Below are 12,212 nucleotides of genomic sequence, written 5' to 3'. Positions count from 1 at the left end.
AAGCAGACCATGTTGTTCACAACCTCTTCATAAACGGTGTTCACGAGCTAGCCTCTGCGGCATTAATTCAAAATCCGCTAAAACATGGGAAGCTATTTTAGCGGATTCTTCTTTAATGCTTGAGGCTGAATAGCTCGCTTACAACCTCTCCATAAACGGTATTCCCAAAGCTGTCCTTCGGCATTAAGCTTTTATCAGCTGAAATGTGAAAAGCCATTTCTGCTGATAAAAGAGTCTTAATGCTCAGGACAAAACACTTTGCTCATAACCTCTATCTAAACGGTGTTCAAAAGCTAGCTCCTTCGGCGATAAGCTTTTCACTCGCAAAATATAGAAAGCTATTTTGTGAGGGAAAAGAGTCTTATCGCTTGGAGCTGAACAGCTTTTTCACGACCTCTCGTAAACGGTGTTCAAGAACCAGCTCCTTCGGCAATAACTCAAAAATCCGCAAAACATGAAAAGCTGTTTCACGGATTTTCTCTTTATTGCTCGGAGCTAGGCGGTTCTTTCACGACCTCTCCATAAACGGTATTCCCAAAGCTGTCCTTCGGCATTAAGCTTTTATCAGCTGAAATGTGAAAAGCCATTTCTGCTGATAAAAGAGTCTTAATGCTCAGGACAAAACACTTTGCTCATAACCCCTCTACACCAATTTCAATTCTTGGATATTCAAAAAATTCTGCGCACTGACTGCCAATCCCCCATAAAGAATCGCTCTATTTTGCAAAAAGGTATTACGGATAATAACATCTTTCGAAAAGCTGCTTGTCAGTTGTTCTTGGATCCAGTCGATCATTTCTGGGACTGAACGATACAACGAACTGTTGATCACGATCACATCAGGGTCATAAAGCATAATCAGATTATTGATACCAGCACTTAGCAATTCTGCATTTTTTTTCGCGATTGCCAAAGCATCTGGATCTCTTTTTTGGATATAGTAAGTCAAGATATTAGAATTCACAGACTCCATTTTTTTCAAAGCAGCAAATTCATTATAGATGACTTTGTTGGATGTATACTGTTCCAAACAGCCGCGATTTCCGCATGGGCAAAGCTTCCCTTGCGGAAACAAGATCGTATGCCCGATTTCTCCGGCTTGACCATGTTTGCCGATTTCTAATAGACCATCATGGACGATCCCAGCACCGACACCGCTATGGATACTGATGCTGATTAGATTTTTTGATAATGAGGAGAAGGTATATTCGCCTAAAGCAGCGAGATTCGCTTCGTTATAAAGTGTAACAGGAAACGGATAGATTTTTTGCAGCTCTTCATGAAGCGGGTAGTCATCTAAATCATAATAGGGCGTGAATGTGATTTGATTCTCGTAAACGATTCCATGTATGGCAATCGTCATCCCAACGATATCATGCGGTACATCTGGTTTTATTTTTGAAAATTCTTTAAAAATCGATTGGATATTTTCCAACACATTTTCTTTGTTGATCAATACTTGTTTTTTAGAAAAATGCTTGATAAGCGTGCCATCGATGTAGGCAAGCATCGCTTCGATATAGTTATAACCAATATCCATGGAAATCACTAAACCAGCGTGCCGGTTGAACGTCAGCATGATCGGTTTTCTGCCGCCAAGAGTAGAAGCATTGCCGACACGTTCCTCAATAATAAGAGAATCGTCCATCAATTTTTTAGTAATAGCGGAAACAGAAGCTTTAGTCAAACCAGTTAAACTGGATAAATCAGCACGGGATATTTCTTTTTGTTGAATGATGGCATTTAAAATCATTGCCTCGTTTTGTTCTCTAATCGTATATTTCGATACTATCATAGTAAAAACTCCAATCTCTTTGCAAAACTAATTATAAATTTTTTGAAAGCGCTTGACAACTAATCTGTCGTTGATTATTATAGGTGATGTAAGTTAGTTTAATATACGAACAAACTTAAATCAAGCACTATTCATATTATGGAGGGATAAAAGATGGCCTATTTTCCAAATGTAGAAAAGATCGAGTATGAAGGTACAAGCACAACGAACCGATTCGCATTTCGTCATTATGATGCGGATGAGATTGTTTTAGGGAAACCGATGAAAGAACATTTGCGTTTTGCAATCGCTTATTGGCATACGATGACACAAGACGGTTCTGATCCTTTTGGTAATCCAGTCAACCAACGTCCTTGGTTTGGCGAAACACCAATGGAAACTGCGAAAAACCGTGTTGAAGCATTTTTTGAGATTTGTGAAAAACTTGGCGCTGAATATTTTTGCTTCCATGATGTGGATATTGCACCTGAAGGAGATTCATTAGCAGAATTTTTTGCGAACATCGATGAAATCACTGATTTGATCAAAGAAAAAATGAATCAAACAGGCGTGAAACTGCTTTGGAATACTGCAAATATGTTTTCGAACCCACGTTTTGTCAATGGAGCTGCCTCTACAAATAACGCAGAAGTATATGCCATTGCAGCGGCACAAGTCAAAAAAGGACTAGATATCTCTAAGAAACTAGGCGGTCATAACTATGTTTTCTGGGGCGGTCGTGAAGGATACGAAACATTATTGAATACAAATATGCGTTTTGAGCAAGACAATATTGCACGTCTTTTCAAAATGGCCGTCGCTTATGGAGAAAAAATCGGTCACAAACCGCAATTCTTGATTGAGCCAAAACCAAAAGAGCCGTCAAAACATCAATATGATTTTGATGCTGCGACTACTATGGCCTTTATTCAAAAATATGGTTTGGAAGGTGATTTCAAACTAAACTTGGAAGCAAACCACGCAACTCTAGCAGGACATACATTTGAACATGAGATTGCTGTGGCTCGCAGCTATGATGCACTGGGGTCACTTGATGCAAACCAAGGAGATGTATTGCTAGGCTGGGATACAGATGAGTTTCCAACCAATATTTTCGATGTGACTCTTGCGATGTATGAAGTGCTTGAAAATGGCGGGATCGCACCTGGCGGAATCAATTTTGATTCAAAAGTCCGCCGATCTTCCTTTGAAGCAGATGATTTGCTGCTTGCTCATATCGCGGGGATGGACACTTTTGCGAGAGGATTGAAATCCGCTGCAAAACTAAAAGAAGACGGCTTCTTTGATCGTTTGAAAGAAGAACGTTATGCCTCTTTTGAAGAAGGTGTGGGTAAGAAAATCGTTGAAGATCAAGAAAATCTGGAAAGTCTAACAGATTATGCCTTGTCCCATGATGAGCCGACAATGACATCCAGCCATATCGAGTATGTGAAAAATCTGTTGAATGATTACTTGGTTTGATCAAAAAATTGAAAATCTTCCTTAGAAAAATCTAAATCAGCAGAACGCAGGATCAGTTAAACTGCTTCAAGTATCAAGTCTGGAAAGTCGAAAACAATTACTTCTGTTTTTGTATTTTTCAGACTTGCTCTTTCGTCAAAACAACGGTCGATTTTCACTATTTGGTCACCTGCTATTGTTGTCTGAACAGTATACAATCCAAGGAGAATCGTATGGAAACTCTATTTTCTATGAAGAATATCAACAAACGTTTTGGAAAAGTCCAAGTACTAAAAGATGTCCAGCTGACAGTGGCAAAAGGGGAGATCCATGCGCTGATGGGAGAAAACGGTGCAGGAAAATCCACATTGATGAATATTTTAAGCGGTGCTCTTAAAAAAGACAGCGGGACGATCGAATTTGAAGGAAAAGAAGTCAAAGAAGCAACACCTGAGATTGCCGAACAACTCGGTATCGGCTTTGTACATCAAGAATTAAATTTAGCAGAATCTATCAGTGTTGCTGAAAATGTCTTCATGAATCGGCTTCCTTATAAAAACAAAACATTGGGTATCATTGATTTCAAAGAACTGTACCAGCAGACCCAAAATATCTTGAACATTCTTGGCGCAAAATTCAAACCGACTGACATTGTCGAATACCTCTCAACAGCAAATAAACAATTGGTAGAAATCGCAAAAGCAATTAGTTTGAATGCAAAAGTGATTATTTTCGATGAACCAACGACTTCTTTATCTGAACAAGATGTAGAAGTGTTATTCATTGTTATTCGAGCATTGAAAGAAAAAGGTATCTCCAGTGTGTATATCTCACATCGGATGAAGGAGATATATGAACTTTGTGACCGGATCACCATTATGAGGGACGGTAAATATATCAGTACGAATCCAGTCAAAGAGCTGACAAGTGAGGAAATCATCCAAATGCTGGTCGGACGTTCATTAGATAATCTTTATCCTAAAGAAGAAGTAAACATTGGTGATGTCCGTTTGAAAGTAGAAGGACTTTCAGATAAGAAAGCGTATCTTGAAGATATTGGGTTTTATGCACGGAAAGGGGAAGTCGTTGGCTTTGCTGGATTAGTTGGCAGCGGACGAACCGAGACGATGCGAATGATTTTTGGCGCAGATCGTTCTGCTTCAGGGAAAGTCATGATCGATGGTCAGGAAGTAAAAATCAATTCACCGGTAGATGCCATCAAAAATGGAATCTGCTTGCTGACAGAAGACCGGAAACATCAAGGATTAGCGTTGACTTTATCAATCAAGGACAACATCAACATCAGCTCGCTGAATAAAACATTGATCAATAATAAAAAAATGAGTGAAACCTCACAACGTTTTGTGAAAGCGCTTCGAATAAAAACGAATGATGACAACAATCCTGTCTCTAGTTTATCAGGAGGAAACCAGCAAAAAGTCGTCTTAGCAAAATGGCTGAATACAGAAAATCAGATTTACATTTTTGACGAACCGACAAAAGGCATCGATGTCGGAGCAAAATCTGAAATCTATGCAATCATCAACCAGTTAGCCAAAGATGGAAAAACAGTATTGATCGTGTCTTCTGAGATACCAGAATTACTAGGAATTTGTGATCGGATCTATGTTTTGAGCGAAGGAAGGATAACTGGGGAATTAAATGCAGGAGAAGCGACACAAGAAAAAATCATGGCCTATGCTACGCCGCAAGTGACAACATAATAGGGGGAGAAAAAATGGCAGAGGAAAAAAGCACGATTTTAGAAGAACCCGTACGTAAAAAGCGACGTTTCGATATACAATCGCTGTTTTTGAAGTATTCAGTCTATATCGTATTAATCGTCTTGTTTTTGTATTTTTCGTTTTCTAGTCCAATGTTTTTGAGTCAGGGAAATGTCGGTAACTTCTTCCGTCAAATACCGCCAGTTGGGATTTTAACTATTGGTTATACGATGATCTTGATTACAGGATATGTTGACCTGTCGATTGCATCGATTGCAGCATTTTCGGGAACGACAGCAGCTTATCTTGCCGCACTTGATGTCAATCCAGTTCTTGTTATTTTGATTTCACTGCTTATTGGCGGAACATTTGGCGCAATCAATGGTTTTTTGATCAAAAAATTGGATTTGCCTTCTTTTATCTTGACGCTGGGCACCAATTATATCATCCACGGTATCATCATGTTTGTCACAAACGGAATCTTTGTAACAGGAGCGCCGCCTTGGTTTCGAAAAATCGCCACTACTCGAATTTTAGGGAATGTGCTTTTCAGCAATACATTGATTTTTATTGTTTTAGTTGTCGTTTTTTCTTTTATTATGAAATACACTCGTTTAGGAAAATACTGTTATGCGATTGGTTCAAATCCAGAATCAGCTAGATTATCCGGTATCAAAACAGATAAACATGTCATCAAGATTTTTATTATCGAAGGCGTGCTGGCAGCAATTGCGGGTATCTTGTTGATGTCGAACCTGAATGTCGGAGGCCCGAACGAAGGACAAGGATTAGATCTTTTAGCAATGGCAGCCGCGATTATGGGCGGTACACAATTCAGCGGTGGTGTCGGAACAGTTGGGGGCGCAATCGTGGGTATTTTCACTTTACAGATTTTCACCAACGGCTTGGCAATCATGGGTGTGAACGCATTTATGCAGCAAGCAGTAACAGGGGCAGTTATTATTTTCGCGATCATTGTCGACTATTTGAGAAGAAGAACAGAAAAAAATAAATGATTGGATAAGAGAAAGGAAGAAAATGATGAAGAAAAAAATGCGTTATTTATTGGGAATGGCTGCTGCACTATTTTTTATGGCTGGATGCGGATCATCAGAAGGAAGCGCAGAGGGAGCAAATAAGACACTTTACTTCATTCCAATCGTCGACACCGGAGCTTATTGGAGTCCAATGAGAAGAGGGGCGGAAGAAACTGCTGAAAAACTTGGTTATGAATTAGTCGTGAAAACTTCACCACCTGCGGAAGCGCAAAAAAATGAAAAACATATTGGGTTCATTCGAGAAGCAATTTCCAACAATGCTGCTGGAATCGCAATCGCACCAATCGAACAAAATATGTTTCAACCGCCAATCTTAGAAGCACAAGATGCAGGAATCCCGGTCATTACATTTGACGCGGATTTAGAAAACGAAGCAGATCGTACTGCTTATATTGGAACAGATAATGTAGAAGCTGGCCGCAAGTTGGGTGAAAATGCCGCAAAAGAAATGAAAGAAAAAGGAATCACTTCCGGTTCTCTATCTATCGTTTGTGTGGACAAATCGCAACCAACAATGATTGCACGGGAAAAAGGCTTGCGTGAGGGATTTGAAGAAGTAATGGGCGCAGATGCAGCAAACTTTACTTGGTTAGAAACCATCCAAGATAACGACCAGGCAGCTGTTTCGAAATCTCAACTAGAAGGACAAATCACAGCAAACAGCGATTTAGTTACTGTTTTCTCTCTTGGTTCTGAAGGCCCGAATGTCGGTGTAATGGAGGCTATCGAATCTCAAAACAAAGCAGGCGAGATCCTTCATTATGGTTTTGATTACACAGATACATGGAAAAAAGGAATCGAAGACGGACGAATCACAGCAATCGTAGACCAAGATGCGTATACGATCGGTGTCCAAGTAATCGAAAATCTTGTGAAAGCTGTTGAAGGAGAAGACATCGATTCAACGATCCCGATCCCAGTAAATTATGTCCAAGCAAAAGATTTAATCGAATACGGTGAAAGCAAACAGGCGCAAATGACTGAAGAGACAGAATAAGCATAGAAGCGAGGTAAAAGATGAAAATAAATAACCCAGTTTTAAAAGGTTTTAATGCAGATCCTTCTATTATATGTGCAAAAGATACGTACTATATTGCTACCTCGACATTTGAATGGTTTCCAGGAGTGCAGATCCATGAATCAAAGGATTTGATCAACTGGCAGCTAGTTGCACATCCTTTAGACAGAGTCAGTCTTTTAGACATGAAAGGCAATCGAGATTCAGCTGGCATCTGGGCACCAGACATTTCTTACGCAGCTGGCAAATTTTGGCTGGTTTACACGGATGTGAAAGTAACGGATGGTGCATTTAAAGATTGTACGAATTATTTGACGATCGCAGAAGATATTCGAGGTCCTTGGTCAGAACCGATTCGTTTGAACGGCGTTGGATTTGATGCTAGTCTATTCCATGATGATGATGGCCGAAAATATTTGGTACAAATGGAATGGGATCACCGAGAATATCACCATCCATTTAATGGAATCAAGCTGACAGAATATTCCGTGGAAAAACAATGCTTGCTGCCAGAAACAGCGCAGATCATCTATCAAGGAACAGAAGTCAAATTAACAGAAGGTCCGCATATCTACAAACTTTTTGGTCAATATTATTTATTCTGTGCAGAAGGAGGGACGACTTATGCACATCAAGAAGTCGTTGCTCGTTCTAATACTCTTTTTGGACCCTACGAAACACAACCGGATGTCTTCCTAACTGCCTTTGATTCTCCAGATAATCCTTTACAAAAATGCGGTCACGGCTCGCTGGTAGAAACTCCTGGCGGCGAATGGTATTTTGCCCACTTAACTGGACGTCCATGGCACCATCCGCATGAGTCGACCCATGATCCGCGAGGCTGGTGTACATTAGGTCGTGAAACAGCGATTCAAAAAGTCGTTTGGGATAAAGAAAACTGGCCGCATATCGTCGGCGGAAAGCAGGGCAGTACACTTGTTGAGGCACCAAAAGATACCATAGAACACCGATATGAAAACAATGTAAAAATAAAAGAGGACTTTGAAGAAGAGCAATTGAATCTGCATTTCCAGACACTGCGCGTACCTTTTACTAAAAAAATGGGCAGTTTGACTGAAAAACCAGGATATCTACGATTATTTGGGCAAGGCTCCTTGACGAATGAACATGATGTTTCCTTAGTTGCCAGACGTTGGCAAGCATTCGAATTTGAAGCTTCGACAAAAGTAAACCACCGCCCAACAACATTCCAGCAAATGGCAGGGTTGACGAATTACTACAATACGCAGCATTGGTCAATGATCCAAATCACTTGGAACGAAGAAAATGGTCGTGTTATTGAAGTAACTGAAAACAACCGTGGAAAGTTCAAAAGCTATTTAAAAGAAAATGCAATTCCGATTCCTGAAGAAGTAGAAGAAGTGTATCTCAAAACGATCGTCAGAAAATCGACCTATACCTATGCTTATTCATTTGATGGGGAAAAATGGGAAGAGCTTCCATTTGTGTTAGATGCAGCGATTTTATCAGACGATTACGTAAATCAAACGATGGGCGGTTTCTTTACCGGAGCGTTTGTTGGAATGGCAAGTATCGATTATTCGGGCTATCGACAGCCGGCGGATTTTGATTATTTTGTTTATGAAGAGAGGTTGTGAAAGAACCGCTAAGCTCCGAGCATTAAAGAGGAAATACGTAAAATAGCTTTTCATATTTTGCGTATTTTTGAGTTAATGCCGAAGGAGTTGGTTCTTGAGCACCGTTTAAGAGAGGTTGCGAGCAACATGCTCTGCTTCAAGAATTAAGGACAAAAAAGGAAAAACAGCTTTTCATGTTTTTCGCTTTTTTGAACTTAATTCCGAAGAAGCAATGTTGAAAATACCGTTTAAGAGAGGTCGTGAAAAAGCTGTTCAGCCCCAAGCATTAAAGAAGAATCCACTAAAATAGCTCTACATATTTTAGTGGATTTTGAATTAATGCCGCAGGGGCTAGCTTTTGAACACCATTTAAGAAAGGTCGTGAAATCATTGGCATATGTATTAGGGATGGATTTAGGAACGAGTTCATTAAAAGGACTGGTTTTTCAAGAAAATGGCGTATTGGCAGCAGAAGCTAGTGCGGATTATCCACTTGCAGCGCCTCAAGCTGGCTATAGTGAACAAGATCCAAATGATTGGTTAAAAGCTGCAGAAACTGTCTTGATGGAATTAATCAAGAAATTACCAAGTTTGAAAACAGATTTAGCCGGCATCAGTTTTTCAGGACAAATGCACAGTCTTGTTTTACTCGATGAAAAACATGAAGTCATTCGTCCAGCGATCTTATGGAATGACGTTCGGACGACAGAACAATGCAAAAAAATCATGGATACTTTGGGCGAAAAAGTATTAGCACAAACAAAAAACAAAGCATTAGAAGGATTTACCCTTCCCAAAATCCTCTGGGTACAGGAAAATGAACCAGAAAATTGGAAAAAAACAAAGAAAATGATGTTGCCGAAAGATTATCTTTCTTTTTGGTTGACTGGCAATTATTCGATCGATTATTCTGATGCAGCAGGCACTCTTTTGTTAGATGTACCGCAGAAAAAATGGGCAAAGGAGATTCTCAATGAATTTCAAATTTCTGAAGAACTGCTGCCGCCGCTTTTTGAATCAACGGAAAAAACAGGTATACTTCGACCAGCGCTGCAAGAAGCTTTAGGATTTGAAAAAGAAGTTCCTGTATTTGCTGGTGGAGCTGACAATGCCTGTGCAGCACTAGGCGCTGGAATCACAAAAGAAGGAAGCGGGATGCTTTCGATTGGGACAAGCGGGGTCTTCTTATCCTTTGAACCTTCCGCAAAAGCAGAGTATGCCGGGGAACTTCATTTGTTCAATCATACCTTGAAAGATAGTTATTATTCGATGGGTGTGACGTTAGCAGCGGGCAATTCACTGAACTGGTTTAAAGAAACCTTCGCGCCAGAAAGCAGTTTTTCTGAATTGCTGGCAGAAGTCCACGAAGTTTCGCCAGGTGCGGATGGTTTATTATTCACGCCCTATATTGTTGGAGAGCGAACACCTCACACGGATAGTCAGATCCGCGGTAGTTTTATTGGCATCGACACCAGACATCGAATGAAGCATTTCAGCCGAGCTGTTTTGGAAGGAATCACTTTTTCTTTGAAGGATTCTCAAGTAATCATGGAAAAAACAGCGGATCGCACCTTTAAAAAAATCATCTCCGTTGGCGGCGGTGCAAAAAATCCTGACTGGCTTCAAATGCAGGCAGATATTTTTGACACGACTATCGCAACACTTACGACAGAGCAAGGACCAGGAATGGGCGCAGCGATGTTAGCAGCAATCGGGAGCGGATTATTTAAAGATGTGCAAAGCTGTGCAGAAACATTTGTCAGTTATGATAAAGAAATCACACCAGATCCAGAAAACGTGAAAAAATACAAAAAAATCTATAAAACCTATCAAAAGGCTTACCAACGGACTGCAGAATTATGTCATGAACTAGCAGAATGGCGTTCTTAAAATCTATATATTATAGTAAATGAATTTTTTGAATCTCAAAAAACATAAAAAAGACTGATTATCGTTATGTAAATGATAATCAGTCTTTTTTTATTTTGTGAATAAATAAAAACAAGCTAAAAAAACTTAAAAACGGTTTCAATGAAGTTGGATGGGGTGAAAGAGAGCCGTATAATAGCTGTTGCGGGTTTGTTTCAGAAAACTTACATAAAAAAATCAATCGTTTTTTTGAAAATAAGTGTTTTTATAAGGAGACTAAGGAATGGATGACATTATAAATCTATTGGATTTGCTGGAAGCTTTAAAGAAAAAGTTGTGGCTGATCTTTCTTTCAATAGGTGTGGGTGGGCTGTTAGCGGCAGGAGGTACGCATTTTTTTATTGAGCCGAAATACAGTTCTTCTGCTGAAATGATGGTCAGTATGCCAAGTGCTGATACCGTCAGTACGAAAGCAAATGAAATCAGTACGAACCTTTTGCTGATCAACACCTACAACGACATGATCAAAAGCAATTTCATCATGGACAAAGTACGGACAACATTAAATGAACAATATGAATTTAACTTTTCTAGTAACTCGGCTATCAAAGAAGCTGTCTCTGTAAAAACGACGGAAGATTCTATGCTGTTTTCAATCAGTGCAACATCTAATACACCTGAAAAAGCACGAGATATTGCTAACGCAGTGGCAGAGACGTTTCAGCAAAATGCAAAAAGTGGTTTAAAAGACACGATAGATGAAATAACGATTCTATCGAAAGCAACAAAAAGTCGAAAACCTGTTTCTCCCAGTTTGAAAAAATATACGCTGCTAGGAAGCGCAGCTGGCGGAGTTGTTTGTTCTTTAGCAATTTTATTGATTGAACTATTCAATCAAAAAATAAAAGATGAAGAATTTGTAGTGTCTAAACTTGAACAGCCCTTGCTTGGTACAGTCTCAAAAATAGGGAATAAGACAAGAAAAAAAAGCAGAGGAAAGAATCTTATATGAAGTTGTTTAAAAAAAGACGCCGGGGAAAACATACGAGCAACATCGAACTGATTACGATGTACGACAAAAAATCACCTATATCAGAACAATATCGAAAAATTCGCACAAATCTTCAATTCGCGGTCTCTTCTGATAAAGAACTAAAAACCCTTACTATCGTTTCTGGCGATCCAGGAGAAGGAAAATCAACAACAGCAGCTAATCTTGCCGTGGTATATGCGGAAGCTGGCTATAATGTACTGCTTATTGATGCAGATATGAGACGACCAACAGTGGCTAAAACCTTTCAACTGCTAAATGTTGACGGTCTGAGCAATCTATTGAGTTCAGACAAAAAAATAGCAGAAACGATTCAAAAAACGGAAATCGATAATCTTTCTGTTTTAGTCTCGGGAACCTTTCCGCCCAACCCTGCAGAACTATTGAATTCGAAGAAATTTGATTCGGTCTTGGAAAAAACGAAAAGAATTTACGACATTATATTGATCGATGTTCCAGCTCTTTTTGCAGTTGCCGATGCACAGATTGTTTCTTCCAAAACGGACGGCACCGTGATGGTCGTTAGCGAAAATAACAGCCGCAAAGACAGAACATTGAAAGCACAGCGCCTTTTGAAACAAGGAGGCGTCAATTTAGTTGGAATCGTATATAACAATTCTATTCAGCAAAAAGAGAACATCTATTACTACTAAAAGGTG

At 39.6% G+C, this 12,212-nt stretch carries 9 protein-coding genes; 8 read left to right on the top strand and 1 reads right to left on the bottom strand.

Annotation, left to right across the window (positions count from 1 at the left end; genetic code table 11):
• Positions 1-643: 643 nt before the first annotated feature.
• Positions 644-1,795 carry an ROK family transcriptional regulator gene (locus IGI64_RS10285; protein WP_016625006.1) on the bottom strand — a complete coding sequence of 384 codons (1,152 nt, stop codon included), beginning with the start codon at positions 1,793-1,795 and terminating at the stop codon, positions 644-646.
• Between the two features lie 153 nt (positions 1,796-1,948).
• On the opposite strand from IGI64_RS10285, the gene xylA reads away from it, so the two are divergent.
• The 8 genes from xylA to IGI64_RS10245 all read left to right on the top strand — a co-directional run bounded on the left by xylA (position 1,949) and on the right by IGI64_RS10245 (position 12,206).
• Positions 1,949-3,256, top strand: coding sequence for a xylose isomerase (xylA, locus tag IGI64_RS10280; RefSeq protein WP_429940394.1), 1,308 nt, complete (start codon positions 1,949-1,951; stop codon positions 3,254-3,256).
• A gap of 212 nt (positions 3,257-3,468) precedes the next feature.
• Entirely contained in the window at positions 3,469-4,959 is a 1,491-nt protein-coding gene (locus IGI64_RS10275) for a sugar ABC transporter ATP-binding protein (protein ID WP_429940393.1), read from the top strand.
• A 14-nt stretch (positions 4,960-4,973) separates the two neighbouring features.
• Positions 4,974-5,975 (top strand): ABC transporter permease, encoded by a 1,002-nt coding sequence (locus IGI64_RS10270; protein ID WP_429940392.1) that lies wholly within the window; start codon positions 4,974-4,976, stop codon positions 5,973-5,975.
• Between the two features lie 22 nt (positions 5,976-5,997).
• On the top strand, positions 5,998-7,014 hold the full coding sequence (locus tag IGI64_RS10265; protein ID WP_016625001.1) for a sugar ABC transporter substrate-binding protein: 1,017 nt from the start codon (positions 5,998-6,000) through the stop codon (positions 7,012-7,014).
• A gap of 20 nt (positions 7,015-7,034) precedes the next feature.
• Positions 7,035-8,654, top strand: coding sequence for a glycoside hydrolase family 43 protein (locus IGI64_RS10260; protein WP_429940391.1), 1,620 nt, complete (start codon positions 7,035-7,037; stop codon positions 8,652-8,654).
• A 369-nt stretch (positions 8,655-9,023) separates the two neighbouring features.
• Complete coding sequence (xylB, locus tag IGI64_RS10255; RefSeq protein WP_429940390.1) at positions 9,024-10,523, top strand: xylulokinase; 1,500 nt, start codon at positions 9,024-9,026, stop codon at positions 10,521-10,523.
• 262 nt (positions 10,524-10,785) lie between these two features.
• Positions 10,786-11,514 (top strand): YveK family protein, encoded by a 729-nt coding sequence (locus IGI64_RS10250; RefSeq protein ID WP_430596459.1) that lies wholly within the window; start codon positions 10,786-10,788, stop codon positions 11,512-11,514.
• Complete coding sequence (locus IGI64_RS10245; protein ID WP_016624996.1) at positions 11,511-12,206, top strand: CpsD/CapB family tyrosine-protein kinase; 696 nt, start codon at positions 11,511-11,513, stop codon at positions 12,204-12,206. The genes IGI64_RS10250 and IGI64_RS10245 overlap by 4 nt, the downstream gene beginning before the upstream one ends.
• Positions 12,207-12,212: the final 6 nt, after the last annotated feature.

Source organism: Enterococcus sp. DIV0210g (genome assembly GCF_050559705.1).
In the GTDB taxonomy this organism is placed as follows: Bacteria; Bacillota; Bacilli; order Lactobacillales; family Enterococcaceae; genus Enterococcus_B; species Enterococcus_B faecalis_A.
Note: the sequence above shows the minus strand (reverse complement) of the source record. Positions and strands in the feature narration are given on the sequence as shown.

What these genes read in the sequence shown, in the direction of transcription:
- IGI64_RS10250 (WP_430596459.1), top strand. Translation starts at nt 10,786, where the DNA reads ATGGATGACATTATAAATCTATTGGATTTGCTGGAAGCTTTAAAGAAA.
- IGI64_RS10265 (WP_016625001.1), top strand. Translation starts at nt 5,998, where the DNA reads ATGATGAAGAAAAAAATGCGTTATTTATTGGGAATGGCTGCTGCACTA.
- IGI64_RS10270 (WP_429940392.1), top strand. Translation starts at nt 4,974, where the DNA reads ATGGCAGAGGAAAAAAGCACGATTTTAGAAGAACCCGTACGTAAAAAG.
- IGI64_RS10260 (WP_429940391.1), top strand. Translation starts at nt 7,035, where the DNA reads ATGAAAATAAATAACCCAGTTTTAAAAGGTTTTAATGCAGATCCTTCT.
- IGI64_RS10285 (WP_016625006.1), bottom strand. Translation starts at nt 1,795, where the DNA reads ATGATAGTATCGAAATATACGATTAGAGAACAAAACGAGGCAATGATT.
- xylA (WP_429940394.1), top strand. Translation starts at nt 1,949, where the DNA reads ATGGCCTATTTTCCAAATGTAGAAAAGATCGAGTATGAAGGTACAAGC.
- IGI64_RS10245 (WP_016624996.1), top strand. Translation starts at nt 11,511, where the DNA reads ATGAAGTTGTTTAAAAAAAGACGCCGGGGAAAACATACGAGCAACATC.
- IGI64_RS10275 (WP_429940393.1), top strand. Translation starts at nt 3,469, where the DNA reads ATGGAAACTCTATTTTCTATGAAGAATATCAACAAACGTTTTGGAAAA.